General features: G+C 71.3%; 21 protein-coding genes. 12 read left to right on the forward strand and 9 right to left on the reverse strand.

Going from position 1 to position 25,328, the window contains the following annotated elements; translation table 11 throughout:
• Positions 1-71: 71 nt before the first annotated feature.
• Both ACFYY2_RS24090 and ACFYY2_RS24095 read left to right on the forward strand, forming a co-directional pair.
• On the forward strand, positions 72-917 hold the full coding sequence (locus ACFYY2_RS24090; RefSeq protein WP_388746197.1) for an LLM class F420-dependent oxidoreductase: 846 nt from the start codon (positions 72-74) through the stop codon (positions 915-917).
• A gap of 126 nt (positions 918-1,043) precedes the next feature.
• Positions 1,044-2,528: a peptidoglycan D,D-transpeptidase FtsI family protein gene (locus tag ACFYY2_RS24095; RefSeq protein WP_388746202.1), complete on the forward strand. Its 1,485-nt coding sequence runs from the start codon at positions 1,044-1,046 to the stop codon at positions 2,526-2,528.
• A gap of 78 nt (positions 2,529-2,606) precedes the next feature.
• Here the strand turns inward: ACFYY2_RS24095 and ACFYY2_RS24100 are convergent, their stop codons facing one another.
• The gene (locus tag ACFYY2_RS24100; protein ID WP_388746588.1) at positions 2,607-3,299 is read right to left on the reverse strand and encodes an HAD family hydrolase; all 693 of its coding nucleotides are present in this window, start codon (positions 3,297-3,299) and stop codon (positions 2,607-2,609) included.
• A gap of 120 nt (positions 3,300-3,419) precedes the next feature.
• Between ACFYY2_RS24100 and ACFYY2_RS24105 the strand changes: the two genes are divergently transcribed.
• Positions 3,420-5,996 carry a bifunctional FO biosynthesis protein CofGH gene (locus ACFYY2_RS24105; protein ID WP_388746206.1) on the forward strand — a complete coding sequence of 859 codons (2,577 nt, stop codon included), beginning with the start codon at positions 3,420-3,422 and terminating at the stop codon, positions 5,994-5,996.
• 73 nt (positions 5,997-6,069) lie between these two features.
• On the opposite strand, the gene ACFYY2_RS24110 is transcribed toward ACFYY2_RS24105, so the two are convergent.
• Both ACFYY2_RS24110 and ACFYY2_RS24115 read right to left on the reverse strand, forming a co-directional pair.
• Positions 6,070-6,270, reverse strand: a complete 201-nt coding sequence (locus tag ACFYY2_RS24110) for a DUF397 domain-containing protein (protein WP_388746211.1) — start codon at positions 6,268-6,270, stop codon at positions 6,070-6,072.
• Positions 6,267-7,094, reverse strand: a complete 828-nt coding sequence (locus tag ACFYY2_RS24115; protein ID WP_388746215.1) for a helix-turn-helix domain-containing protein — start codon at positions 7,092-7,094, stop codon at positions 6,267-6,269. Before ACFYY2_RS24115 ends, ACFYY2_RS24110 begins: the two co-directional genes overlap by 4 nt.
• A gap of 193 nt (positions 7,095-7,287) precedes the next feature.
• On the opposite strand from ACFYY2_RS24115, the gene ACFYY2_RS24120 reads away from it, so the two are divergent.
• The gene (locus tag ACFYY2_RS24120) at positions 7,288-7,575 is read left to right on the forward strand and encodes a hypothetical protein (protein WP_388746217.1); all 288 of its coding nucleotides are present in this window, start codon (positions 7,288-7,290) and stop codon (positions 7,573-7,575) included.
• Between the two features lie 127 nt (positions 7,576-7,702).
• Complete coding sequence (locus ACFYY2_RS24125; RefSeq protein ID WP_388746219.1) at positions 7,703-8,818, forward strand: ADP-ribosylglycohydrolase family protein; 1,116 nt, start codon at positions 7,703-7,705, stop codon at positions 8,816-8,818.
• A gap of 100 nt (positions 8,819-8,918) precedes the next feature.
• On the opposite strand, the gene ACFYY2_RS24130 is transcribed toward ACFYY2_RS24125, so the two are convergent.
• The 4 genes from ACFYY2_RS24130 to ACFYY2_RS24145 form a co-directional block, all read right to left on the reverse strand.
• A complete protein-coding gene (locus ACFYY2_RS24130) occupies positions 8,919-10,502 on the reverse strand; it encodes a sodium:solute symporter family protein (protein WP_388746221.1) in 1,584 nt (527 codons plus the stop codon).
• Between the two features lie 565 nt (positions 10,503-11,067).
• The gene (locus ACFYY2_RS24135) at positions 11,068-11,274 is read right to left on the reverse strand and encodes a DUF397 domain-containing protein (RefSeq protein ID WP_388746223.1); all 207 of its coding nucleotides are present in this window, start codon (positions 11,272-11,274) and stop codon (positions 11,068-11,070) included.
• A gap of 271 nt (positions 11,275-11,545) precedes the next feature.
• Positions 11,546-12,403, reverse strand: a complete 858-nt coding sequence (locus tag ACFYY2_RS24140) for a helix-turn-helix domain-containing protein (protein ID WP_388746225.1) — start codon at positions 12,401-12,403, stop codon at positions 11,546-11,548.
• Positions 12,404-12,621: 218 nt separating this feature from the next.
• On the reverse strand, positions 12,622-13,341 hold the full coding sequence (locus ACFYY2_RS24145; RefSeq protein WP_388746227.1) for a GPP34 family phosphoprotein: 720 nt from the start codon (positions 13,339-13,341) through the stop codon (positions 12,622-12,624).
• A 195-nt stretch (positions 13,342-13,536) separates the two neighbouring features.
• On the opposite strand from ACFYY2_RS24145, the gene ACFYY2_RS24150 reads away from it, so the two are divergent.
• The 6 genes from ACFYY2_RS24150 to ACFYY2_RS24175 all read left to right on the forward strand — a co-directional run bounded on the left by ACFYY2_RS24150 (position 13,537) and on the right by ACFYY2_RS24175 (position 22,597).
• The gene (locus tag ACFYY2_RS24150; RefSeq protein WP_388746229.1) at positions 13,537-16,302 is read left to right on the forward strand and encodes a D-alanyl-D-alanine carboxypeptidase; all 2,766 of its coding nucleotides are present in this window, start codon (positions 13,537-13,539) and stop codon (positions 16,300-16,302) included.
• A 185-nt stretch (positions 16,303-16,487) separates the two neighbouring features.
• Positions 16,488-18,311, forward strand: a complete 1,824-nt coding sequence (locus ACFYY2_RS24155) for an MFS transporter (protein ID WP_388746231.1) — start codon at positions 16,488-16,490, stop codon at positions 18,309-18,311.
• Positions 18,312-18,382: 71 nt separating this feature from the next.
• The gene (locus tag ACFYY2_RS24160) at positions 18,383-19,312 is read left to right on the forward strand and encodes an adhesin (protein ID WP_388746233.1); all 930 of its coding nucleotides are present in this window, start codon (positions 18,383-18,385) and stop codon (positions 19,310-19,312) included.
• Between the two features lie 50 nt (positions 19,313-19,362).
• On the forward strand, positions 19,363-20,310 hold the full coding sequence (locus ACFYY2_RS24165; protein ID WP_388746235.1) for an aminoglycoside phosphotransferase family protein: 948 nt from the start codon (positions 19,363-19,365) through the stop codon (positions 20,308-20,310).
• 614 nt (positions 20,311-20,924) lie between these two features.
• Positions 20,925-21,836, forward strand: a complete 912-nt coding sequence (locus ACFYY2_RS24170; protein ID WP_388746237.1) for a hypothetical protein — start codon at positions 20,925-20,927, stop codon at positions 21,834-21,836.
• On the forward strand, positions 21,833-22,597 hold the full coding sequence (locus tag ACFYY2_RS24175) for a hypothetical protein (protein WP_388746239.1): 765 nt from the start codon (positions 21,833-21,835) through the stop codon (positions 22,595-22,597). Before ACFYY2_RS24170 ends, ACFYY2_RS24175 begins: the two co-directional genes overlap by 4 nt.
• Before the next feature lie 194 nt (positions 22,598-22,791).
• Here the strand turns inward: ACFYY2_RS24175 and ACFYY2_RS24180 are convergent, their stop codons facing one another.
• Both ACFYY2_RS24180 and ACFYY2_RS24185 read right to left on the reverse strand, forming a co-directional pair.
• Positions 22,792-23,274 (reverse strand): ArsI/CadI family heavy metal resistance metalloenzyme, encoded by a 483-nt coding sequence (locus ACFYY2_RS24180; protein WP_388746241.1) that lies wholly within the window; start codon positions 23,272-23,274, stop codon positions 22,792-22,794.
• 59 nt (positions 23,275-23,333) lie between these two features.
• The gene (locus tag ACFYY2_RS24185) at positions 23,334-24,764 is read right to left on the reverse strand and encodes an FAD-dependent oxidoreductase (RefSeq protein WP_388746243.1); all 1,431 of its coding nucleotides are present in this window, start codon (positions 24,762-24,764) and stop codon (positions 23,334-23,336) included.
• Between the two features lie 104 nt (positions 24,765-24,868).
• Here ACFYY2_RS24185 and ACFYY2_RS24190 point away from each other — a divergent pair, with 104 nt between their 5' ends.
• A complete protein-coding gene (locus ACFYY2_RS24190) occupies positions 24,869-25,234 on the forward strand; it encodes an ArsR/SmtB family transcription factor (protein ID WP_388746245.1) in 366 nt (121 codons plus the stop codon).
• Positions 25,235-25,328 lie beyond the last annotated feature (94 nt).

The raw sequence follows: 25,328 nt of genomic DNA on the forward strand, positions 1-25,328 counted from the left end.
CGGAGTGGGCTCAACCACCCGTCGTACCGCATACCTTGGAGCCGTCACGGACGACGACGGAGGTGCCTCGCATGCGGATCGCCACAACGATCTTCCTCACCGACGAGACGATCACGCCGGTCCGGCTCGCGCGCGAGCTGGAGCAGCGGGGATTCGACGGGCTCTACCTGCCCGAACACACCCACATCCCGGTGAGCCGGGACACGCCCTACCCGGCGGGCGGCGACCTGCCGGCCGAATACGGGCGCACCCTCGACCCCTTCGTCGCACTGGGGCAGGCGGCGGCCGTCACCGAGCGGCTGGCCCTCGGCACCGGCATCACGCTGGTCGCGCAGCACGACCCCATCGACCTGGCGAAGCAGGCCGCCACGCTCGACCACCTCTCGGGTGGCCGCTTCACGCTCGGCGTCGGCTTCGGCTGGAACGTGGAGGAGGCGGCGGACCACGGTGTGGAGTGGTCGACTCGGCGCGCGCTCGGCAGCGACCGGCTGGCCCTGATGCGAGCCCTGTGGGCGGACGAACCCACCGCGTACGACGGGGAGTTCGGCTCCGTCCGGGCCAGCCACGCCTATCCGAAGCCCGTGCAGCGGCCGCGCGGGCCGGTGAACGGCCCCCGCACCCTGATCGGCGGGGCGGCGGGCCCCAAGCTCTTCGCGCAGATCGCCCGGGACGCGGACGGCTGGCTGCCGATCGGCGGGCGCGGTCTGGCGGAGTCGATTCCCGCGCTGCGCACGGCGTGGGAGGACGCGGGCCGTGACCCGAAGCACCTCCAGGTGGTGCCGTACGCCGTCGTGCCGACCCCCGGCAAGCTGGCGTACTACGCGGACCTGGGTGTCGAGGAGGTCGTCCTGCAGCTGCCCCCGGCGGATGAGCCCGAGGTCCTGCGGGCACTGGACGCCTATGCGGCGCACCTGTAGTGACGGCCGGCGGCGTGGAGCGCCACCCGGAGTGCAACCACGGGCGCCGGAATCGCATCTTTTGCTTACGGACATCGATGGAGCGGCCTGCGCGCGTGTGCCCGGCTGCCGGGGAGCGGGAGCTCGATGAACAGACCCTTGCGGCACATAGCCATCTTCTGCGGAATCCTGATGCTGGCTCTGCTGATCCGTACCAACTGGCTCCAGTTCGCCAAGAGTGAGGAACTGGCCGGGCACGAGTTCAACCGCAGGGTGAAGATCACCCAGTTCGCGACGCCGCGGGGCGACATCATCGTGGGCGGCAAGGCGATCACCGGGTCCAAGGAGGTCTCGGGTACCGACTTCAAGTACCAGCGCACCTTCAAGAACGGCCCGATGTACGCCCCCGTCACCGGCTACGCGTCCCAGGCCCAGGGCATGTCACTCCTGGAAAAGACGTACGACAGCATCCTCAGCGGCCAGGACGAGCGGTTCGCCTTCCGGCACGCCAAGGACATCCTCACCGGTGAGCCCCGGCACGGCGGCAACGTCATCACGACGATCGACCCCAAGGCGCAGGAAGCGGCCTACAAGGGACTGAGCGACCTCGACGCCCGTGGCGCGGTCGTCGCGCTCGACCCCGCGACCGGCAAGGTGCTGGCGCTGGTGTCGACCCCCTCGTACGACCCCTCGGTCTTCGCGGGCAACTCCTTCAAGGAGGGCGACAGGTTCCAGGCGCTGGTGGACGCCAAGAGCAAGCCGCTGGCGAACCGCCCGCTGCGGGAGACCTTCCCGCCCGGATCCACCTTCAAGATCCTCACCGCCACGGCGGCCCTGGAGCACGGCATCGTCAGCGACGTCGACGCCAGGACCGACGCCGTCTCGCCGTATCCGCTGCCGCTGTCCTCGAACAAGATCGGCAGCGAGGCCGGTGACGCCGTGTGCAACAAGGCCTCGCTGAAGACGGCCATGCAGTACTCCTGCAACAACGTCTTCCTCGACATGGCGTCCAAGCTCGGCGACGACAAGATGCGGGAGACGGCGGAGAAGTTCGGCTTCAACGAGGACGTCTACTCGGAGGAGTTCGGCGACATGCTCGCCACCAAGAGCCTCTACCCGGCGGAGCTGGACAAGCCCGGCACGGCTCTCACCGGCATGGGGCAGGGAAGCCTCACGAGCACCCCGATGCAGATGGCGATGGTGACGGCCGCCCTCGCCAACAACGGCAAGCTGATGCAGCCCTACATCGTCGACAAGCTGGAGGGGCCGGACGTCTCCACGCTGGAGCAGCACGAGCCGAAGCTGATGAGCCAGGCGGTCTCCGAGGAGACGGCCAAGAAGGTCCAGGAGATGATGGAGTTCACCGCCAAGGAGGGCAGCGCCCAGCGCGCCCTGATCGACGGTGTGACGGTGGGCGGAAAGACCGGCACGGCGCAGCGCGGCAACGACGTGACCAAGGAGGTGCCGTACGGCTGGTTCGTCTCGTACGGCAAGAACCCCGACGGCCGGGCCGTCGCGGTCGCGGTCTTCATCGACCCGACGGCGATGGACATCTCCCGCTCCGACATCTCGGGTGGCCGCCTCGGCGCCCCGATCGCCCGCAGCGTGATGAAGGCGGTGCTGGGGAAGTAGCCCCGCCCGTCCGACGCGTTCGTCCGCCCGCCCGGTCAGCACCGGGCGGGCGGACGTGTTCCGGGCACGGGGTCCGGCTCAGGCCCCCGGCTCCTCGGGGCGCGGGGCCAGGACCAGGCGGGTGCGCCGCTCCTGGGCACCCAGCAGGGCGGGGAGCTCCGTCAGGGAGTCGATGCGCCAGTCCGCCGTGTCCAGGACGTCCGGGTGGTCCGCCCACCAGTGCCCGTAGGGGCCGCGGCGGATGTGGGCCGTCCGCAGTCCCGAGGACTTCGCGGGGAACAGGTCGTCGGCAGGGTGGTCGCCGACGTAGAGCGTGGCCTCCGGGGCCGCGCCCGACACCTCCAGCACGCGGTCGAAGAACTCCCGGTCGGGTTTGTCCACCCCCCACTCCTGTGACGTGACGACCAGGTCGGCCGGCAGGTCCAGGGCCCGCAGCAACTGCCCGGCGCGTACCGACCGGTCGCCCGCGATCACCACCCGCAGGCCGAGCGCGCGCAGTTCGGCGAGTGCCGGACGGACGTCGGGGTAGAGGTCGGTCTCGTCGAGGTGCTCGCCGCGCCCGGCCGCCGTGCGGGCGTGGGCCGCCTCTTCGACGTCCATGTCGGGCCGCAGGATGCGCAGCGCGTCGGTGCGGTCGCGGCCCTGTACGACCGCGGCGCCCACCAGGGCGCTGACGGTGTGCGGCGGGACCCCGAGCCAGTCGGCCCAGGAGGCCCAGTGGCGGTCGTCGCGGACGAGGGTCTCTCCGATGTCGAAGACGATCGTTTCCATCACCCCTCCGAGCCTACGGGTCAAGTGGGACATACCGGCCAAGGCGCCAGCAGCGGGCGGGTGGTTCCATCGGGCAGAGGCCCCGGTCCGGACCGGGTGCCGCGCTCGTATGCTCGGTCCATGACCGATCCCCAGCGCCCCACGACCAACGCCATGCGGCGCGCCCTGAGGCGGGCGCGCGACGGTGTCGCCCTCGACGTGGCGGAGGCCGCCGTACTGCTGCAGGCGCGGGGGGAGGACCTCACCGATCTCGCCGCGTCCGCCGCCCGGGTGCGCGACGCCGGGCTGGAAGCCGCGGGGCGTCCCGGAGTGATCACCTATTCCCGCAAGGTCTTCATCCCCTTGACGCGGCTCTGCCGGGACACGTGCCACTACTGCACCTTCGTGACCGTGCCCGGCAAGCTCCGCAAGGCGGGCCACGGCATGTTCCTCTCCCCGGACGAGGTCCTCGACATCGCCCGCAAGGGTGCCGACATGGGCTGCAAGGAAGCGCTGTTCACGCTCGGGGACCGGCCTGAGGACCGCTGGCCCGAAGCGCGGGAGTGGCTGGAGGCGGAGGGCTACGACGACACCCTGGCCTACGTACGGGCCATGGCCATCCGGGTGCTGGAGGAGACGGGGCTGCTGCCGCACCTGAACCCGGGGGTGATGACGTGGACGGACCTGCAGCGGCTGAAGCCGGTCGCCCCGTCCATGGGCATGATGCTGGAGACGACGGCGACCCGGCTGTGGTCCGTGAAGGGCGGCCCCCACTACGGCTCCCCGGACAAGGAGCCGGCGGTCCGGCTGCGGGTGCTCCAGGACGCCGGGCGCTCCAACGTGCCGTTCACCACGGGCATCCTGATCGGCATCGGCGAGTCCTACGAGGAGCGCGCCGACTCCCTCTTCGAACTGCGCAAGACCGCCCGGGCCTACCACGGCGTCCAGGAGGTCATCGTCCAGAACTTCCGTGCCAAGCCGGACACCGCGATGCGCGGCATGCCGGACGCCGAACTGGAGGAGCTGGCCGCCGCGATCGCCGTCGCCCGCCACATCCTCGGCCCCTCGGCCCGCATCCAGGCCCCGCCGAACCTCGTGGACGCCGAATACGCCCTGCTGATCGGGGCGGGCATCGACGACTGGGGCGGCGTCTCGCCGCTGACCCCGGACCACGTCAACCCCGAACGTCCCTGGCCGCACATCGACGAACTGGCCGCCCGCACCGCCGAGTCCGGCTTCACGCTCCGGGAACGCCTCACCATCTACCCCGAGTTCATCCAGCGCGGTGAGCCGTGGCTCGACCCGCGTCTCCTCCCGCACGTGCGGGCGCTCGCCGACCCGGAGACGGGGCTGGCGAAGGAGGGCGCGATCCCGGTGGGGCTGCCCTGGCAGGAGCCCGACGAGGGCTTCAACGCCTCGGGACGCACCGACCTGCACCGCACCATCGACACCGACGGCCGCACCGGGGACCGGCGCGACGACTTCGACGAGGTGTACGGCGACTGGGAGGCCCTGCGCGAGGCCGCGGCGCCCGGCATGGTCCCGTCGCGCATCGACGCCGACGTACGCCAGGCGCTGAGCCAGGCCGCCGACGACCCCACGAAGCTCACCGACGACCAGGCCCTCGCCCTGCTCCACGCGGACGGGCCGGCGCTCGACGAGCTGTGCCGGATCGCGGACACCCTGCGCCGTGACGTGGTCGGTGACGACGTCACCTACGTCGTCACCAGGAACATCAACTTCACCAACGTCTGCTACACCGGCTGCCGCTTCTGCGCCTTCGCCCAGCGCCGCACGGACGCCGACGCCTACACCCTCTCGCTCGACCAGGTCGCCGACCGTGCCGCGCAGGCCTGGGACGTCGGCGCGGTCGAGGTCTGCATGCAGGGCGGCATCCACCCCGATCTGCCCGGCACGGCGTACTTCGACATCGCGCGCGCCGTGAAGGAGCGCGTGCCCGGGATGCACGTCCACGCCTTCTCGCCGATGGAGGTCGTCAACGGCGCGACCCGCACCGGCCTGTCGATCCGTGACTGGCTGACCTCGGCCAAGGAGGCCGGGCTCGACTCGATCCCCGGTACGGCCGCCGAGATCCTCGACGACGAGGTCCGCTGGGTCCTCACCAAGGGAAAGCTGCCCACCGCCACCTGGCTGGAGGTCATCAGGACCGCGCACGAGACGGGCCTGCGCTCCTCGTCCACGATGATGTACGGCCATGTCGACCAGCCCCGCCACTGGCTCGGCCACTTCAGGACGCTGGCCCGGCTCCAGCAGGAGACCGGCGGCTTCACCGAGTTCGTCACCCTGCCCTTCATCCACACCAACGCCCCGGTGTACCTCGCCGGCATCGCCCGCCCCGGCCCCACCGACCGGGACAACCGCGCCGTGACGGCGATGGCCCGGCTGCTGCTCCACCCGCACATCACCAACATCCAGACCAGCTGGGTGAAGCTGGGGGCGGAGGGCGCGGCCGAGATGCTGCGCTCGGGCGCGAACGACCTCGGCGGGACCCTGATGGAGGAGACCATCTCCCGTATGGCCGGATCGAGTTACGGCTCCTACCGGTCGGTCCAGGACCTCGTGGCCATCGCCGACCTCGCCGGCCGCCCGGCGAAGCCCCGCACGACGCTGTACGGCGAGGTGCCCCAGGAGCGCGTCGACGCCGCGGCCGCGTCGGACGGACACCTGCCGGAACTGCTTCCGGTCCTGCCGGGCTGACCGTCCTCGCTCTCCCCGTCCGCGCCACCCGTCGGACGGGGAGGGCCGTCCGGCAGCCGTGCGGGCCGCCGGTTCAGAGCCCGGCGACGAAGGTGACGAAGTCCGTCCAGGCGGGGGCGCTCACGAGGAGGGCGGGTCCGGCGGGTGCCTTGCTGTCGCGGACGGGCACGAGCCCCGGAAAGCCGTCCGCGACTTCGAGGCAGTTGTTGGCTCCACCGTCGCTGTAGCTGGACTTGCGCCAGGCCGTGGTGGAGAGGTCGGGGATACGGCTCATGATGTCTGCTCCTCCAGGACGCCCCTGATGAACCCGATGGACTCCGGCGGGGGCAGCGCCCGGTCCCGGAGGCGATCGTAGGACAGCCGGTAGCGCGTGACCGCTGCCGGTTCCTCGATGAGCTCGGCGCATCCGTTGCCCTCCGTGTAGGCGACCGACGCCCCGTCCTCCTGCCAGAGCAGCGTCAGCGAGCCGTCCATCAGGTGGTGGGCTCCCGCCGAGAACGGCAGCACCTGGAGGACCAGTGAGGGCAGTTCGGCCGTGTCGACCAGATGTGTCAGCTGGTCCTGCCACACCTTGGCGTCCGGCACGGGGCGGCGCAAGGCGTATTCGTCGATGATGATCCGGACCGACGGGGCCGGCCTGCGGTGCAGCAGCTGCTGCCGTCCCATCCGCGCGACGACCTGTTCCTCCACCAGCTCGGCGTCCGCCTCCGTTGCCTGGGCGCCGGACAACGAGGTGCGGGCGACGTCCTCCGTCTGCAGCAGGCCCGGGATCCCGAGGGTGAACACGTGCATGATCCGGGCGGTCGGCTCCAGGCGCATGAACTCCTTGTACTTGTCCTTGAACACCTCCCGGCGAGCGGCCTTCCACAACTGGACCAGCAGGCCGTCGGACTCGTAATGCCGGTCCAGGTCCTCCATCACCGCGAGCTTGGACAGCCGCTGACCGGTCTCCAGCCGGTACAGATAGCTCTTGTCGTACCGCGTCTCCTCCGCGAGGCGGCCCAGGGACTTCCCCGACCGCTCCCGCAGATACCTCAGGGCACGGCCCAGAGCGGCGCGCCCCGACTCCTCGTCCACGTCGGCCGGCTGAGCGGTCATCGCGGTCCTCCCGTTGTCCCGTGCGCCGGCAATCGGGCGCCCCTTCCGAGGCTACGCGCAGAGGGTGATCATCGGAACACGAAAGGTGAGCATCACTCGGTGGTAGGAGTCACGTGGACGCCGGCGGCACCGCACCGCACGGCACCGCCACCGGAGCGCACCCCGCCGTCGCCGACACCTGTGAGGCATGCCCGTGGACGAATCCCCCCTTCGCCTGCTGCCCTGGAACTCCCCCGAGGGCAAGCCCTGTTATCTGAGCACCGACCGGCCCGGCGGCATGCTGTCCAGCCTCGCCGACGAGGTCGAGGCGGAACTCCTCTCCTGCGCGGAAGCGGTACTCGGCGGCGCGGAGGCCGTTCTCGCGGACACGGCCGCCGGGGAGGCGGCGGTGCGGTTCGCCCTCACACGGACCGCCGAATCATTGCGGGACGTACTGCGCGTCGCGCACTGCAGAGAAGGGAGGACATCCGGAAAACCCTGAGGAATGGCTTTCAAAAGGGATCTGAGGAGTTACTGAGTACATTCCGTTCGACCCCTGAGACACCCCATTCCGTTCGATTACAGTGCTTGCGCGGTCGCACGCCGGTATTCGTTGAGGAAGGGGCGCGGTGAGCACTGGGACCACAGCTGTCTGGGGCCGTGCCGAACAACAGGACTTTCGCAGCCGGGTGCGCGGCGCCCTGCTCGGCGGTGCCATCGGAGACGCCATAGGGGCCGGTGTCGCCCGCCTGACCCTGGAGGAGATCCGCGCCGCCCACGGGGTCGACGGGGTCGTGGACTTCGTCCCCGCGCACGGACGGCGCGGTGCCGTCACCGCGGTCACCCAGCTGACCCTCTTCACCGTCGACGGGCTCATCAGGGCGCAGGTCCGCCGGGACACCGGCGCCTGGCACCCGCCCACCGACGTGTACCGCGCGCACCTGCGCTGGGCGGCCACGCAGAGCGCCTGGGGGCCGGACGAGCGCCGCAAGGACAACGGCTGGCTGGCCAGGGAGGAGTGGCTCTACGCCCGCCGTGCCCCGACCCGTGAATGCCTGATCGGCTTCGGGGACGCCACCATGGGCACCCTGACCGTGCCCAAGAACCCGTCCGCACGCGATTCCGCCGCGCTCACCCGGTCCGCTCCGTTCGGCCTGCTCGTCGGCTGGGAGCCGCAGCTCGTCCTCCAGCTCGCCGTCGAGTGCGCCGCCCAGACCCACGGGCACGCCACCGCCCAGCTCTCCGCAGGCGCGCTCGCCCTGCTCGTGCACGGACTCGCCCGGGGGGAGACCCTGGACGGGTCCGTGCAGCACACGCTCGCGCTGCTGGCCGAGCGGCCGGGCAACGAGCAGGTGACCGACGCGCTCCGCCAGGCACTCGGCTCCGTACGGCAGGGGATTCCCGGGCCCGCGCTCATAGAGGCGCTCGGTGACACCGACTCGGCGGAGGAGGTCCTGGCGGTCGGGCTGTACTGCGCGCTGGTCGGCGAGGACGTGCGGCACGGGCTGCGGCTGGCCGTGAACCACTCCGGCCCCTCCGCGGCCACCGGCTCCGTCTGCGGGGCGCTGCTGGGGGCGCTGCACGGTGAGACGGCGCTGCCGCCCGCCTGGCTGGCCGAACTGGAGGGGCGCTCCACCCTCCTGGAACTCGCCGACGACTTCGCGATGGAGATGACCCAGGGGCCCGCCCTGCACAGCCCGACCGCGGTCGCTCCCGGCTGGGTGGCCCGCTACCCGAGGGACTGAGACGGGCGGGGGCGTCCCCCGGGACGCCGGAGGCGGGCGGACGCCGCCGCGCCCGCCCGCCGTCCCTTGCCCCGTTGAGCCACGTGTCGCGGGAGGGCCGTCAGTCCCTCGCGCCCTCGGGAACGCCGGTCCCCTCCGGGCCCGTCTTCTGCGCGGGGACGCCTGCGGTGGCGGCTGTGCCCGCGGGACCGCCGCCGTCCGTGTTGATCACCTCGATGAGGGCGTCGCGCTCCGGGGTGTCCTCGGGCTTGATGAAGCCGATGACGATGTAGAGCACCAGCGAGATGGCCAGGGGCAGCGCCACCTGGTACTGCAGCGCGACGTCCGTCTTCACCGAACCGTCGAGGTTGTAGTTGGTGAAGAAGAAGGCGAGCAGGCCCGCCGCCCAGCTGGTGAGCGCCGCCGTCGGGCCGGACCGGCGGAACCCGCGCAGCAGGCCGAGCATGAAGGGGATCGCGATCGGGCCCATCAGGCCCGCCACCCACTTGATGACGACCGTGATGATGTCCTTGAACGTCGGCGAGTTGATCTGGGTCGCCAGGGCCATCGACAGTCCGAGGAAGGCGAGCGTGGACAGCCGGGCGGCGAGCAGGCCACTGCGGTTGCTCCAGGTCCGGGCGGCCTTGGAGAGGACGGGCGCGATGTCCCGGGTGAAGACGGCGGAGATGGCGTTGGCGTCGGAGGAGCACATGGCCATCGTGTGGCTGAAGAACCCGACGACGACCAGGCCGAGCAGCCCGTGCGGCAGCAGCTGCTCGGTCATCAGGGCGTAACTGTCCGACGCGTCGGGCTTCTTGGCCTCGACGAGCAGCGGGGCGACCCACATCGGGAAGAAGAGCACCGCGGGCCAGACCAGCCACAGCAGGGCCGAGAGGCGGGCCGAGCGGGTCGCCGACCGGGCGGAGTCCGTGGCCATGTAGCGCTGGGCCTGGTTCCACATGCCGCCGTTGTACTCGAATGTCTTGATGAAGAGATAGGCGAGCAGGAACGTCACGGTGTACGGACCCGCCGTCGGGTCGGTGTGGCCCTCGGGCAGCTTGTCCCAGACGGTCCACAGGGAGCTGAAGCCGCCCAGCTCGCTCATCGCGATGAACAGCATCGTCAGACCCGCGAAGAGCTGGATGACGAACTGCCCCAGCTCGGTGAGGGCGTCGGCCCACAGTCCGCCGACCGTGCAGTACACGGCGGTGATGGTGCCCGTGATGAAGATGCCCTGGGTCAGGCTCATGCCCGTGAAGACGGAGAGCAGGGTCGCGATGGCGGCCCACTTGGCGCCGACGTCCACGATCTTCAGCAGCAGACCCGACCAGGCCAGGGCCTGCTGCGTCTGGATGTTGTAGCGGTTCTTCAGATATTCGAGCGGCGACGCGACGTGCAGCCGGGAGCGCAGCCGGTTGAGCCGGGGCGCGAAGAGCTTCGCCCCGATGCCGATACCGATCGCGATCGGCAGGGACCAGGTCACGAACGACGTGACGCCGTACTGGTAGGCGATTCCGGCGTAGCCGGTGAACATCACCGCGCTGTAGCCGGACATGTGGTGCGAGATGCCCGACAGCCACCAGGGCATCTTGCCGCCGGCCGTGAAGAAGTCGCTGACGTTGTCCACGCGCTTGTGCGACCAGAGTCCGATCGCGACCATCACACCGAAGTATCCGATGAGCACGGCCCAGTCGAGACTGTTCATGTGCCCCCTCCAGGGGTCCGCCTTGTGAACGGGAACGCACTTCGTCAGTACGGCCGTTCAGCGGTGGCCCCGTGCGGGAACGGGGACTTCGGGGATTGAACCGCCTGTCCGGGGCCTCGGTCAAGGTCCCCGCGATCAGGGATGTGAACACGGATCAGTAAGTCGAACGATTTTACTCGTTCTTGACCTTGTGGGGCGTTGTCGTGAACGTGACCACGGCCACACGATGAGCGGGCACTTCGTCAGGCTGTGCGGAGACCCACGCCATGCAGGAATGCCCGAGAACGCAGAACGGCCGCACGGGATGCGGGTCCCGTGCGGCCGGAGAAGAGGGAGAGCTGAACCACGCGACGCCCGGGCGCTGTTGACACCGGCCGGGCGCACCACCGACGCCCCCGCGCAGGGGACACGTCGGCGGCGCCGGGTCCTGTGCGGGCGAGGGCCCCCTCGGCCAGGACGGCGAAGCCGGTCGAGAGGGCTCCTGAGGGCCGCGCGTGAGGACTGGACGCGACCGGATACGGACCCGGATGCGGACCCGATTGCGGTGCGCGGGGCGGTGGGTCGATCAGGCGTTGATCGAACCCGAGGCGACGTCGCGGACGAAGGTGTTCCATGCCCCGGACACGAAGCTGATCGAAGGGCCTTCGGGGGCCTTCGAGTCACGCACGGCGATGGCCTGGGTGACGGGTGACTTCACCTCGACGCAGGCTCCGTTGCCGCCGGAGTACGACGACTTCGTCCAGTTTTCCGTAGCACCCTGAAGAATAGCCATGTTCACTCCGGTGTCCGTGAGTTGATGTGTGAGGGGCACCAACTTCGTTCCTGTTGGCGTGATCGACGCTACTCGCCAACATCCTCCGGTGGTGGGGCCGTTCACTCGACCGGATGGCATATTCCGTTCGGGGCTTCCGTGCGAGGTGGTGGCGGTGTATCGTCCCGCCCCCACCTCGCTTATATCGCGGCATTTCTCGCACATCAGGTGGTATCGCGGACGTGTCGCTTCCGCGGCTGAACGGCGTTTTCCGGCGGCCGATGCGGCCGAATCAGCGCGTGTACTCCTTCACGATGTCGCCGATGAATTGACGGGTCTGGTCCACATTCAGCGCCTGTGCCCGCAAGTGTTCGTACATGACGCTGTAGCGCTGTACGTCGTTCGCCTTCTCCAGGTAGAGATCGCTGGTGACCCCCTCGATGTACACGACGCTGGAGTCCGCGGCGTCCGGGAATTCCAGGATGGCGTACTGCCCGCTGATGCCCGGGTGCGCACCCATGTCGAAGGGCAGGACCTGCACCGTCACGTGGGGCAGCTGCGACTGCTCGATGAGGTGCTCGAGCTGTTCGATCATCACCTGCTTCCCGCCGACCCGGCGGCGCAGGGCGGACTCGTCGATGACGGCCCAGAGGCGCAGCGGGTGTTCGGGGGCGTTGACGCGGTCCTGGCGGCGGGCACGGACGTTGACCCGCTTCTCGATGTCGGCCGGCGGCGCCTCGGGCAGGGCCCCGGTGATCAGTGCCTCCGCGTAGCCCCGGGTCTGGAGGAGTCCCGGGACGACCTGGGGCTCGTACACCCGGAGGGACTCGGCATCCGTCTCCAGACCGATGTACACGCTGTAGGGGATGTCGCCGAACGCGTGCCACCAGCCCTGCTGCCGCGAGTCCTTGGCCATCTGCATCAGCGAGTCGACGACGCGGTGGTCCTCGACCTCGTACACGCCGCACAGATCGCGGACGTCACGCTGGCTGATGGACCGGCGGCCGTTCTCCAGGCGGCTGATCTTCGACTGCGAGACCAGCAGCCGCTCCGCCACCTCCTCGGCCGTCATGCCCTTGATCTCGCGCAGACGGCGCAACTCCTGGCCCAACCGGCGTCGCCTGACGGTGGGATTGACGTTGGTCGGCACGGAAACGGCACCTCCGGCTATGCAGCTGTTCTAGCTGTGCGTATCTACTGCTCAGCAGATTGCCACCCGCGCACCCGGGCGCGCTGGGAAACGGCCACACCAAAGCGCGCGGGGCAGCCGGTGGACCCGGCTGCCCCGCGCGTGGTGCGGCTCCCGGACCGGGTCATGGGGACGTCGGTACGGCAGTGTTCGGTTGTCCGCGCGAGGGGTGCGCGCGGTCAGTGCACGGAGGTGTGCGCCATGCTGCCGCGACTCGCCTGCGCTTGCGGCTGCAACGGCACGCCCGCCGTCTGCTGATTACGGCGCGGCTGGACGGCCGCGCCGTTCTGGACGTCCATCACGGCATGCGCCACGAGTCCGCCCATCGGGTCGTGCCTGATCAGGTCCCGGAGCCGGGAGCGCGACGAGCGCCCCTCGTTCCCGGGGTAGAGGTGCTTGCCGAGTCCGACCGCGTGGGCCAGTGCGGCGAGCGCCGCGGTCCGCGGGTCCGGCGGTACACCGGTACGGATCGCACTGTCCAGCCGTGCTCTGATGTCGCGGCTGATCGCCGTGTCCGTCGCCTGGTAGCGAGTCGTCGGCAGCACTCCGCACATCTGGCCCGCCACGGCATGCACCATGCCGCACCGCTCCAGATGAGCGAGGTAGATCTGGCGAAGTCCCAAACGGGGCCCGCCGATCCAGTGGACCGCCCGAACCGGACTGCCACGACGGCGCAGCAGCTCCAGTGCGGAGTCCAGAGTCGGATCTCCTGTCGGCCGTGGCATCACCACGGCTATACGATCCCCGTCAGGGGCTATCCGTCCTGCCAGAGCCAGCTCTACTAGCTGTGCCCCGGCCAGGCCGAGGTCGAGCGACTGCGGCTGCGCTGTGGTACCCGTGGTCGGGTCCAGAGCGAGCAGCAGAAGCTCCTCCGGAATCGTTCTGCGGCTCCTGCCCATCCATGCCTCCCCGCGTGGATGAGTGACAGGGTGACCCCTCTCACATTGGTCTGTCGAGGGTGCCTGGGTGCTTTGTGAGGGAACCGTTAGGTATGTCGTTCTCGTCTAGCGGTTCGGCCAAAGGTTCACACAGGACACTGGTAGATGGTTCGGACAGTGCGGGCATGACCCCGCGCTCATCAAGGAGGTAATCCGGTGGCGGGCGAGTCCCCCGACAAGTCGGAGCAGCGGAAGTCGTCGGGGACGACTGAGGAGCGCGATCCGCGTCTCGCCGTGTTCCGTGAACCGGTCGCCGCGGCGGGCGGCACCACCCGGGGCGGCACGACGGGCGCGGGGACGGACGGCGAGACGGACGGCCGGACCGACGGCAGGACCGACAGCCGGACCGACAGCAAGACGGCGGTCTTCCGCGTGCCGCGTTCCGCGGACGCCGACCCGTCGGAAGACGTGCCGGCCGCGGGTTCCGCGCCCGCAGCGCCCCAGTCCGAGGGCGACGGGGAGTCCGAGGAGTCGCTTGAGGCTTCGAAGGGCTCCGCGGAGGCTCCTGCGGCCCGCAGGGAGGCCGAGGAGGCCGCCGAGGCGGAGGAGGGGGCCGGAGAGGCTGCCGAGCCGTCCACGGCGCGTACGGACGCGGCGGCGTCGGACACTCCGGATTCCGGCACGGCGGAGCCGGACGCGACGGATGCCGGTGCTCCGGATTCGTCCGGTGCGTCGTCCGGCACGTCCGACGACGAGACCGAGGCGAAGGCGAAGACCGAGGCAGAGGCGAAGTCCGAGGCGAAGACGGGGGGCGCCGCTTCGGAGTCCGACGCCGAATCCGCCGGTCCCGCCCCGACCGACGCCCGGCTGCGCGCCGCCGTGGCGGCGTGGGTCTCGAACGGGACCGACGACGAAGCCGCAGGCGGGGAGGGCTCCACCGGCGGCGACGCCGAGGCCGTGAACGCGAAGCGGACGGATGCCGCGGATGCCACGGACGCTGAGGACGAAGCGTCCGCAGCGGGTGACGACAAGGCGCCCGCCGACTCCGGCATCGACTCAGGTGCCGATTCCGATGCCGACGACTCCGGGAGCGCCGCAGCCGCTGCCGAGCCTGAGGCCGAAGACGAGCCCGCAGCCGAGGCCGACGTAGAGGCCGAGAAGGCGGACGCGCCCCGCGTCCCGAAGAGCCGGGAAGAATCCTCCCCGGCCGAGAAGCCGGAGAAGCCGGAGACGGCCGGGAAGTCGGACGAAGCCGGGAAGTCGGACGAAGCCGGGAAGTCGGAGGAGCCGGAGGAGGGCGGCAAGCCGGGGAAGGCCGAGAAGGCCGATTCCGCAGGTGGCGAGCGAGGAATCGATCATCCGACCACCGTCTTCAAGGCGCCTCGCGTCGACCGGGTCGACCAGCCCACGACGGCGCTGAAGCTTCCGTCGAAGAAGGAGGCCGGGAACAAGCCCGCCCCGGGCGGTTCCGCGGCCGGCACCGGGACGCCCGCGGCGCCCCAGCCCTTCAAGGCCCCCGAGACCCCCGCGGAGCGGACCAGCAGGTTCGTACCGCTGCGCTCCGACGACGTGCGCCCCGCTCCTCCCGTGGTCGGTCCCACCGTCACGCCGGACATCTCGTCGGGGTCCGCCGCCCCGGCCGGCACTAGGCCCGCGCTGACCGAGGCCGAGCGGACCAGGCAGCAGCCCATGCCGCCGAAGCCGCCGCTCGACCTGCTGGCCGAGCTGACGAACACCCCGCCGCCCGCGGAGACCCCTGTCCGCACGGCGGTGCGGCGGGTCAAGATCTGGACGCCGCTGCTCCTGCTCGCGCTGATCATCTTTGCGATCGCGCAGGCGGTGCGCCCGCTGCCCGACCCGGCGCTGACACTGTCCGCCGACCCGACCTTCACCTTCGGGGGCGACAAGCTGGACATGCCGTGGCCGGAGGAGGGGCAGGGCGCCGTCGAGGTCGAGGGCGTCGGTGCGATCGGCTCGTACGGCAAGGAGAAGTCCGCGCCCATCGCGAGCGTCGCCAAGATCATGACCGCGTACGTGATCCTCAAGGGCCACCCGATCACCGGGAAGCAGGACGGCGAGGAGATCGAGGTAGACGCGAAGGCCGGCGAGGAGGCCAACCGGCCGGACGAGTCGACCGCGTCGATCAAGGAGGGGCAGAAGTACACGGAGCGTCAGATGCTCCAGCTTCTGATGATCCCCTCCGGCAACAACGTGGCGCGGCTGCTTGCCCGTTGGGACGCCACCACCGAGAAGGCGTTCGTCGAGAAGATGAACGCGGCGGCGAAGGACCTCGGGATGGCGAACTCGGTCTACACCGACCCGAGCGGTCTCGAGTCCACCACCCGGTCCACCCCGGCCGACCAGCTCAAGCTGGCCAGGGCGGTCACGCAGAACGACGTCTTCCGCGAGATCGTCAACATGCCGCAGGCCGACATCCCGGGCATCGGCAAGACGATCTACAACAACAACAACATCCTGCTGGAACCCGGCGTGAGCGGCATCAAGACCGGTTCGTCGACCCCCGCCGGAGGCAACCTCGTCTGGACCGCCGAGACGGTCGTCGACGGCAAGACCCGCCGGATCATCGGCGCCGTGATGGGTGCAGAGGTGGACAGCACCCTGGACGCGAAGCTGCAGCGCGCCATACAGAACAGCCTCAAGCTGATCCAGGCCGCGCAGAAGGGCGTCGACTCCGCCACCGTCGTCAAGAAGGGCCAGGTCGTCGGCTACGTCGACAACGGCTTCGGGGTCCACACCCCCGTGGTCGCCACCAAGGACCTGAAGGCGGTCGGCTGGGGCGGCCTCGAAGTGAAGCTCGACCTGAGCGCCACCGGCGAGCCGATCCAGCAGGCGGCGAAGGCCGGCACGGTCGTCGGACAGGTGACGGTCGGCACCGGCGCGGGCAAGGTCACGGCGCCCGTGGCACTCCAGGACGCGATGACGGAACCGGGCTTCGGCGACAAGCTCACCCGCATCGGCTGACCGGTCCGGACGGCCTCCGCCCCGCACCACGGGGCGGAGGCCGTCCGACGCGGGGCAGCGCGGTGAAAAAGCCGCGTGCTAGCGTCCCGAAGGCAACGGAGTGGCGCCGGGACGCGTCCCCCCGAGTACGGATGAGGCCGTGATCGACGGTTCGGCAGGCCCGGGCAAGGACGGGGAGAGTCGCAGTGACCACCGCTGAGCCGACGAGGGCTGACCACAGCCCGCCCGTCGACCGCCTGACCGTCCGGATCCCGGCCCAGCCCGCAGGGGACGGTGACGGGCCGCACACGTCGGTACGGAGCCGGCTGCGGCGCCACCCGGTCCTGACCACGACCGTCGTCGCGGCGGCCGTGCATCTGCTCTGGTTCCTCTTCTTCGCGAACAGCGGCGGGGACATCGCCGCCCAGGACGCCTGGGCGGAGTTCGTCGGGCGCCACCCCGGGACCGCGTACAACCTCGCCTGGTACGGGGGCATGCACCCCGTCTCGTACAGCGTGGTGTCGCCGTACCTGATGTCGGTGCTCGGCGTGCGGACGACGATGATGGTCGTCGGCACGGTGTCGTCGGCCCTGACCGCGCTGATCCTGGTGCGGGTACCCGCCGTCCGCAACCCGCTCGCCTGTGCGCTCGCCGGGGTCTTCGCCTACCTGTGCAACGCCCTCTCCGGGCGGGTGACGTTCGGGCTCGGCATGATGTTCGCGCTCGGGGCGGTCGCCGCCGTCTTCTGCTGGCCCCACCGGTGGCGTTACCGGCGCTGGGCGAAGGCCGTCGTGGCAGCCCCGCTCGCCGCCCTGGCGACGGCGGGCAGCCCGGTCGCCGGACTCTTCCTCGGTGTGGTCGCCGCGGCGCTCTTCCTGAACAAACGACGCCCCGGGGCCTACGCGATCGGCCTGCCCCCCGTGGTGGTCGTCGTCCTGTCCGCGTGGCTGTTCCCCTTCTCCGGCACGCAGCCGATGTCGTTCGGGACCCTGTCCCTGCCGTTCGTCTTCTCCGTCCTGGTGTTCCTCCTGGTGCCCCGGGACTGGCGCACCGTGCGCACGGCCGCCGCCGTGTACGGCGTCGGGACCCTGCTGACCTACGTGGTCGACTCCCAGATCGGCTCGAACGTGTCGCGCATGGCGATGCTGTTCGCCGGAGTCGTCCTGCTCGCGGCGCTGCCGTACACCTCCCCCCGCAGCCGGCACTGGTACGCGCTGCTGATCGTCTTCGTGGGGCTGAACTTCTGGATCGGTTTCAAGGGCGTCGACGACATCGTCCGCACCGCCCCCACCGCCTCCTGGAACCGCGAACTCGCGCCGCTGGTCAACCAGCTCCAGAAGGCCGGAGCGGAGCGGGGCCGGGTCGAGGTGGTCCCCGCCAGCAGCCACCGGGAGGCGTCCGCGCTCGCGCCGTACGTGAATCTGGCCCGGGGCTGGAACCGGCAGGCCGACATGAAGCGCAACCCGCTCTTCTACGACGACACCCTCGACGCGGTGAACTACCGCGAGTGGCTCGACCGCTGGGCCGTGCACTACGTGGTGCTGCCGACGGGCAAGCCGGACTCCAGCGGGGCGGAGCAGGAGGCGGGGCTCGTCGAGAAGGGCCAGCCGTATCTGAAGGCGGTCTGGAGCGACGCCAACTGGAAGCTGTTCCGGGTCCTGGACCCGGTGCCGCTCGCCGACCCGCCCGCGACGGTGGAGCACGCCGGCGACGACGAGCTGACGATCCGGGTGCAGTCCGCCGGCCGCGTCCTGATCCGCATTCCCTACTCCCGCTGGCTCGCCGTCGTCGACGACAAGGGAAAGAGCGTGGAGCGCCCGCAGGAGACGGAGGCGTCCAAGAAGCGGTCGGCCGACGACGAGGACGCGCCCAAGGACTTCGTGAACGCCCACGGCTGCCTGATCAAGGTCGACGAGGACGGGGACGGTGACGAGTGGACCGAACTGCTGGCACCGCGCCCCGGTGTCTACCGCCTGGCCGCCCCCTACCAGCTGCAGCCGGGCACCCCGTGCCCGGAGGAGCTGCGCTGACGAAGGACGACGCCTGCAAATAGTGCGGGAACCCTCGCTCCGGGGGCCCCGCACTGGCAAGGTGTGCTGCCATGAAGTGCCAACATTGCGGCGGCGAACGTGTCGGTCCGCTGCCGGGCATGGTCTGCCCGGAGTGCGGGTCCGTGTCCCGTTCGCCCCGTGAGAGCAGTTCCTGGATCGCGCAGGAGACGGTGAGGGGCCGGGTCTCCCTGCTCACCAGGCGCCGAAAGGCCCTGCTGGCGGCGGGAGTGGTGATGGCCGCGGGCGGCCTGGCCACCGCTGTGTCGCTGCTCGCCGCGGGGGAGGGGCCCGGGCGCCCCGAGGCGGTGGGCCGGGCCGGCGCCGTACCCGTACCGATCGGTGCCGGTGGGGCCCCGACCCGCATCGGGCCGGGGGACACGGGCGCGCCCACCGAGCCCGGGCCCGGGGACGGCGGGCCGCCCGCCGATCCGACGGCGGGGAGCCCGGTGCCGTCCGCGGAGCCGGGCGACTACCGCTTCTCCGAATGGGCGGGACCCGGCTGCACGTCGGGGGACTACGCGGAGCGCGGGCGGTTCGAGAACGGCGACGCGGGGTGGTACACGGTCGAGTCGGGCGGCTTCGAGGGGACCACCTGCGACGGCCGGTTCAGCGCCGTCCCGATGTCGGGAAGCCCGGCCGAGGACCGGGGGAGCAGCGCGGTCTGGTCCTGGCACCTCGGCGACGGCTTCCGCGAGTGCGCGCTGACGGTCTTCGTGCCGCGCAGCGTCCGCGACCGCGACGTGGCGGGCAACCCGACCGCGTACCGGGTGCTCTCCGACCCGCACGACGCGGACTCGGCCTACACGGGCTTCGCCGTGCGCCAGCCGGAACACCGGGGCAGCGCCGTCGACGTGCGGAGCTACCCCGTCAAGGGCGACACCTTCGCGGTCCAGTTGCTCGACCGGGGCCGTGACTGGGGTGACGAGGCACTGGTCGGCGCCCACCACGCCGCCGCGCAGATCAAGGCGTCCTGCCGCTGACGCCGGATACCGCTTGACGGGGCCGTGACGGGGCGGTTTGCATCGGCCGGATGCACGCCAACGAGACGAAGACCGACACGGCACTCGTACGACGCCTGCTGGCAGCGCAGTTCCCCGCCTGGGCCGACCTGGACGTCGTGCCCGTCACCTCCCACGGGACGGTCAACGCCATCTACCGGCTGGGCCCGGACATGGCCGTACGGCTGCCCCGTGTGGAGGGCGGCTCGCGGGACGCGGCGACCGAGCACCGCTGGCTGCCGCGTCTCGCCCCGCACCTCCCTCACGCCGTACCCGCGCCCCTGGGCCTGGGTGTTCCGGGCCAGGGGTACCCGTGGTCCTGGTCGGTGTGCCGCTGGCTCGACGGCACGAACCCGGCGGCGGGTTCCGGCGGCACCGAACTCGCCTGGGACCTGGCGGAGTTCGTGCGGGCACTGCGCGCGGTTGACCCCGGGGGCGCACCGCCGGCCTACCGCGCCGAGTCCCTGGCCGCCCGGGACGCGGCCACCCGCGACGCCCTGCGGACCCTGCACGGGGTGATCGACACCGCCGCTGCGGCCGGTATCTGGGCCCGGGCCCTGCGCGCGCCCGGCCCGAGGGGCCCGGCGGTGTGGGTCCACGGTGATCTCCAGCCCGGCAACGTCCTGGTCGACGGTGGCAGGCTCGGCGCGGTCATCGACTTCGGCTGCATGGGCCTGGCCGACCCGGCGGTGGACCTGATCGCGGCCTGGTACCTGCTGCCGCCCGGACCGCGACGGACCTTCCGTGCGGCGACGGCGACGGCGACGCAGGCGGGTGGGGCGGCGGGGGCGGCTGTGGACGCGGCGGCGTGGGCTCGGGGCCGGGGCTGGGCGCTGTCGATCGCGCTCATGGAGCTCTCGTACTACCGGACGTCGAACCCCGTGATGGCGGGCACGGCACGGCACGTGATCGGCGAGATCTTGACGGACGGGGTCCTGACGGACGGGATCCCGGCGGACGGGGGAGGAGCTGAGCGGTGACCGGGGGGCGTCCCGGGCGGCTTCGGCAGACCCCGGACGCCCGCCCGCTCACGCACCCGGGACAGCCGCGTGCCGGCCGAGGCACGCCACAGTCACTCGGACGCGGAGTCGGTCAGGTCCTGGGCGAGCCGCCAGCCGTCACCCGAGGGCGCGAAGAGGAAGAGGTGGGAGGCGGCCTCGGGAATGGTCCACTCGCGGTTCCCGCCCGACCGGTCAACGGCGTAGGGCGTCGTGGCAGCTGCTGTCAGCAGGGCCGGTGGGGTGCGGCGGCCCGGTACGCCGGGACCCGGCGTACCGGGAGGCCTACCGCATTCGCGCGCTGATCCACCGGGCGGCGACCACGGTGACAACTGCGAAGGCGACGAAGGTGACGGCAACGGCGATCATCATGGCGGTGCCCATTTCTCCGAGCATGTGCGTCTCCTTGGCTGTCGGACGGCTGTAGCCCGCGGCGCAGGACCGCGCTCCGGGTGGAGATGACCATGGCACCCCATCGCCGCAGGTGGAAGCCCGAACCGAGAACCTTGAGGACCATTTGAGCTTGCGGGCGCCCGGCGCCTCGACCGGGGTTCCGGTCTGGTGCGGGCCCAGGCCTGCCGTGCTGTACTGGCGAGGTGGAGCGAAAGCACGCACTGGCATCGATCACCCACCCGAGACGGCCCGGCAGGGCTGTTCCGGACAGCGCGAGCGACCGGCGGGCGGAGCAGGTGCGCACCCGGGTCCGCCTCATGATCGAGATCACGGCGCGGGCCGGGGTCTACCGCAAGGGCCTGGTCGCGGCCACGCGCCGCCTCAGCCCCGAGGAGGCGGCGATCCTCTCGGACCTGGAGCGCCACGGACTGCAGGTGCCCCAGTTGCACGACGTCCTGTGCGGCGGCCACGTGCTGGTGGACGAACCACGGCTGTACGAGGACTGGCGGTTCGCCGAGGTGAGTCACGAGCGCCTGTCCAGCCACCACCGTGACATCGACAAGGCGGTGTATCCCGACATCGGGATGCGCGGGGACGTGGTGCGGGAGAAGCTGCACGGGCGCACCGCCCAGGGCACCTGGGTGCAGTTGGAGAAGACACCGGCCGCTTTCGGCGGGCGGAAGCTGCCGAGTCCGGGCGACCTCCGCCACCTCGTGGACTACGTCGTCTACCGCGTCACGCGCAGCAACGTCGGCCCCTGGGGACTGTCCCGGATGACCGAACGGCGCCCGCTGTACCTGGCGCCCGTCCTCGCAGTGCCGACGGCCCTGACCCCTCCGGTCGCACGGATGCTGACCCAGGCACTGCGCCGGATCGAGGAGTCCGACGACGCCACCGCCGTCTCCGAGGACCTGGCGGCCCGTTTCCCGCCTCCGGACCGGGAGGACCTGGCCGGCGAGCTGGGGCAGTCGCTCCCGGACAGGGCGGGCCGCGGGCTCTTCGGCAACTCGGAGGTGTGGGTGACCGAGACACTCTCACCGAGCTGCGCCGCGGTGCTCCGTGGGAGTCGCGTGACACCTGTGGTGGACCTGTTGCAGCCCGGAGGACCGTCATGAGCGACGACGATCAGCGCGATGCCGCTGCCCCCGCGGCGCAGCCGGACGTGGGTGCGGCGTCCGCCCCTGCTGGGCTGGTGTCGGCGGTGGTGAACCTGGTCGACACGGGACCGGTGCTGCTCGGCGCGTACACCGTCGCGGAGCTGACCGCCGTGGACGCGATCGTGGACTTCCTGGAGGCCAGGCCGTCGGACGAGGTGATCGCCGAGGCCGTCCGCTCACTGGCCGCCCGGCAGCTGCTGCTGGCGGGTGACACGGGCGAGCAGGTCCGGGTGCAGGGGGACCTGGGGATCGCCGTGGCGTTCCAGCAGAGGGCCCGCAAGGTGCTCGACGCCCGTACGACCGGGTCGGGTCCGGGTGAGCCGTGGAGGATCCTGCTGCTCCCGCAACCCGAGCGGATCTCTCTCATGGTCCGCATCGACGCGCTCGGCGTGCACCAGCTGGGGCTGTACAAGGTCGACGAGGCCCTGGACGCCCTCACCGAGTGGCTGCCGCGGGGCCCGGCGGCGGATTCCGGAGACCAGGCGGACACCGAGGCCGTACTCGCCGCCGCGGAGCGCTCGGCGCTGGTGACCGTCACCGACTACACGGCGCGGGGATCGGCCGAGACCGCGGGCAGCAGCAGGGATCTGGTGCTGGCCCGCAGTGGTGGACGGCTGCACTTCCTCGTCCGCGACCCCGGCGACCGGGCGAGGCTGGTGCCGGACCCCGAGGCGGGTGAGGACGACGTCCGTGAACGGCTCGTCGGTCTGCTGGCGTAGACACGGCCGGAGCTGTGGAGGTGACGATCCGGGTCGTGGACCAGGGCCCGGTCGGTGATCCGACGCGTCCGGCGCACGGGGAGCGGGTACGGCGCGGGGCCGCGACCGGTCCCCCGATCCGGTCGCGGGCGCGCGGGCGTGGACGTTGATCGCGTCGACGTTGGTCACGTCGACGTTGGTCGCGTGAACGTCGGTCAGGCGCAGCAGCCGCCGGCCCCGGCCGGCGCGGGCGGGCCCGCTTCGGTGACGGCCGGGACCGTGCAACACGTGCTGCTCTTCTTCCGTTCGGCCATCGAGTCGGCGTCCGCCTTGACGACGTAGACCTCCCACGGCTCCTGGCCGGGGCCATGAACCCAGACCTTGTCCTGGAGGGCGTAACAGCAGGTGGTGTCGTTCTCGATGGCGGTCGCCAGGCCGTCGTCCCGGAGGCGGGAGGTGGCGGAGCGGACTTCCCGGGTGGTGTCGACCTCGATGCCGAGGTGGTCCATCCGCGTGCCGGTGGCTGTGCCCGTGCCCGCTGTGCCCTGGATGAGGACCAGTTTGAGCGGTGGGTCGGCGATGGCGAAGTTGGCGTAGCCGTCGCGGAGTTTGGCCGGTTCGGTCGCGAAGAGCTTGCTGTAGAAGGCGATCGAGGCCTGGAGGTCGGGGACGCGCAGAGCGAGCTGTATGCGTGACATGACATTCCTCCTGACGCGGAGCGGACGCGTCCCGGCCGGGCCGGCGGGGGCGCGGTGGTTCAGGACCCGCAGCACCCTCCGGACGCCGCGTCCTGTGCGGCTGCGACCGGCACGGGGACTCCGGTGCCGGTCCGTACGAGGGCGGGAGCCGGAGCGCAGCAGCCCTCTCCGTCGGCCTGTCCGGCCGCCGGGTCGTCGAAGAGTCCGGCTCCTCCGCAGACACCGGTTTCGGGGAGGGCGAGTTCGACGCGGTCGGCGCCTTCGGTGTCGCCCGCGATGGCGGCCGCGACGGAGCGGACCTGTTCGTAACCGGTCATGGCAAGGAAGGTGGGGGCGCGGCCGTAGGACTTCATGCCGACCAGGTAGACGCCCTGTTCGGGGTGGGACAGTTCGCGGTGGCCGTGCGGGGGGACGGTGCCGCAGGAGTGCTGGTTCGGGTCGATGAGCGGGGCGAGGTCCACCGGTGCCTGCAGGCGCTCGTCCAGGGCGAGGCGGAGCTCGGAGAGGAAGGACAGATCAGGTCGCAGGCCGGTCAGGACGATGATCTCGTCCACCGGGTCGAGGCGCCGGCCGTCCTCGCCGACGAGGGTCAGGCGGTGGTCGCCGGTGGGCTCGACGGCCTCGGTGCGGAAGCCGGTGACGGCGTCGGCGTACCCGTCGTCGACGGCGGCCTTGGCGGCCAGACCCAGTTCGCCGCGGGCGGGGAGCTGGTCGGCACTGCCGCCGCCGAAGGTGGAGCCGCTGATGCCGCGGCGCACGATCCATACGGAGTGCGTTCCGGGCTCACTCCTCGCGAGGTCGGCGAGGGTGGCCAGGGCGGTGAACGCGGAGGCCCCGGAGCCGATGACGGCGGTGCGCCTTCCCGCGTAACGGGCGCGGACGACGGGGTCCTTGAGGTCGGGGGTGCGGTAGGAGATGCGGGCGGAGGCGGTGCGCTCACCCAGGGCGGGCAGTCCGTCGGCGCCGATCGGGGCGGGGGTGGACCAGGTGCCGGAGGCGTCGATCACGGCCCGGGCCAGGATTCGCTCGTCGGTGCCGTCGGTGCCGTCGGTGCCGTCGGTGCCGTCGGTGCCGTCGGTGCGTGTGAGGCGGATGGTGAAGGGCTGCTGGTCCCGGTCGGCGTCGACGACCCGGTCGCGGCCCAGGCGCGAGACGCCGGTGACGGTGGTGCCGTAGCGGACCTTGTCCCCGAGGACGTCGGCGAGCGGCTGGAGGTACTGCTCGGCCCAGTCTCCACCCGTGGGGCAGAGGTCCGCGGCGGGCCTGGCCCAGCCGGTCGGCGCCAGGAGCTTCTCGGCGGCCGGGTCGGTCAGCTCGCCCCAGGGGGAGAAGAGCCGTACGTGCGACCAGTCCCGCACCGCGGTGGCCGCGCTCGGACCGGCTTCCAGGACCAGCGGTTCGATGCCGCGCCCGACGAGGTGGGCGGCGGCCGCCAGCCCGGCGGGGCCGGCACCGATGACGACGACCGGAAGGTCTGGAGTGGTGGTCATGGCGGTGATCTCCTCCGGGACGGGCGACCGTGCCGCGTCGCTGTTTCGATCGATGTCTATATTCGGAGCTTGCCACTCGTATCGACGGGTGTCAACATAGATGGATGTCGAAGTCAGAGATGGTGGAGCTGCCGGTTCTGGACCCCGGAATCGCGGTGCCGTGCTGTCCGCCGATCGCCGCCGGAGAGCTGTCGCAGGACGACGCGGAGAAGATGGCCGTGATGTTCAAGGCCTTGTCCGACCCGGTGCGGCTGCGGTTGTTCTCCAGGGTCGCCTCGCATGCCGGCGGCGAGGCGTGCGTGTGCGACATCCAGGACGTCGGTGTCTCCCAGCCGACCGTCTCCCACCACCTGAAGAAGCTGCGCGAGTCCGGCCTGCTGACCTCGGAGCGACGTGGGACCTGGGTCTACTACCGGGTCGCGCCGTCCGTAGTGGCGGCCATGGCCGCCATGCTCGACCTGCGCGGCTGACCCACGGCCCCGTGCCTGCGGGTCAGCCGGTGCAGCCGGGTGGGCGGTCGTTCGCCGGGTACGCCCGGAGGGCGGGGAGGCGCCGGGCCGGTGT

The organism is Streptomyces sp. NPDC001822 (assembly GCF_042892135.1).
Lineage (GTDB): Bacteria > Actinomycetota > Actinomycetes > Streptomycetales > Streptomycetaceae > Streptomyces.

What these genes read in the sequence shown, in the direction of transcription:
- ACFYY2_RS24190 (WP_388746245.1), top strand. Translation starts at nt 24,869, where the DNA reads ATGTCGAAGTCAGAGATGGTGGAGCTGCCGGTTCTGGACCCCGGAATC.
- ACFYY2_RS24135 (WP_388746223.1), bottom strand. Translation starts at nt 11,274, where the DNA reads ATGGCTATTCTTCAGGGTGCTACGGAAAACTGGACGAAGTCGTCGTAC.
- ACFYY2_RS24160 (WP_388746233.1), top strand. Translation starts at nt 18,383, where the DNA reads ATGAAGTGCCAACATTGCGGCGGCGAACGTGTCGGTCCGCTGCCGGGC.
- ACFYY2_RS24185 (WP_388746243.1), bottom strand. Translation starts at nt 24,764, where the DNA reads ATGACCACCACTCCAGACCTTCCGGTCGTCGTCATCGGTGCCGGCCCC.
- ACFYY2_RS24180 (WP_388746241.1), bottom strand. Translation starts at nt 23,274, where the DNA reads ATGTCACGCATACAGCTCGCTCTGCGCGTCCCCGACCTCCAGGCCTCG.
- ACFYY2_RS24105 (WP_388746206.1), top strand. Translation starts at nt 3,420, where the DNA reads ATGACCGATCCCCAGCGCCCCACGACCAACGCCATGCGGCGCGCCCTG.
- ACFYY2_RS24175 (WP_388746239.1), top strand. Translation starts at nt 21,833, where the DNA reads ATGAGCGACGACGATCAGCGCGATGCCGCTGCCCCCGCGGCGCAGCCG.
- ACFYY2_RS24115 (WP_388746215.1), bottom strand. Translation starts at nt 7,094, where the DNA reads ATGACCGCTCAGCCGGCCGACGTGGACGAGGAGTCGGGGCGCGCCGCT.
- ACFYY2_RS24165 (WP_388746235.1), top strand. Translation starts at nt 19,363, where the DNA reads ATGCACGCCAACGAGACGAAGACCGACACGGCACTCGTACGACGCCTG.
- ACFYY2_RS24110 (WP_388746211.1), bottom strand. Translation starts at nt 6,270, where the DNA reads ATGAGCCGTATCCCCGACCTCTCCACCACGGCCTGGCGCAAGTCCAGC.
- ACFYY2_RS24100 (WP_388746588.1), bottom strand. Translation starts at nt 3,299, where the DNA reads ATGGAAACGATCGTCTTCGACATCGGAGAGACCCTCGTCCGCGACGAC.
- ACFYY2_RS24130 (WP_388746221.1), bottom strand. Translation starts at nt 10,502, where the DNA reads ATGAACAGTCTCGACTGGGCCGTGCTCATCGGATACTTCGGTGTGATG.
- ACFYY2_RS24095 (WP_388746202.1), top strand. Translation starts at nt 1,044, where the DNA reads ATGAACAGACCCTTGCGGCACATAGCCATCTTCTGCGGAATCCTGATG.
- ACFYY2_RS24090 (WP_388746197.1), top strand. Translation starts at nt 72, where the DNA reads ATGCGGATCGCCACAACGATCTTCCTCACCGACGAGACGATCACGCCG.
- ACFYY2_RS24145 (WP_388746227.1), bottom strand. Translation starts at nt 13,341, where the DNA reads ATGGGCAGGAGCCGCAGAACGATTCCGGAGGAGCTTCTGCTGCTCGCT.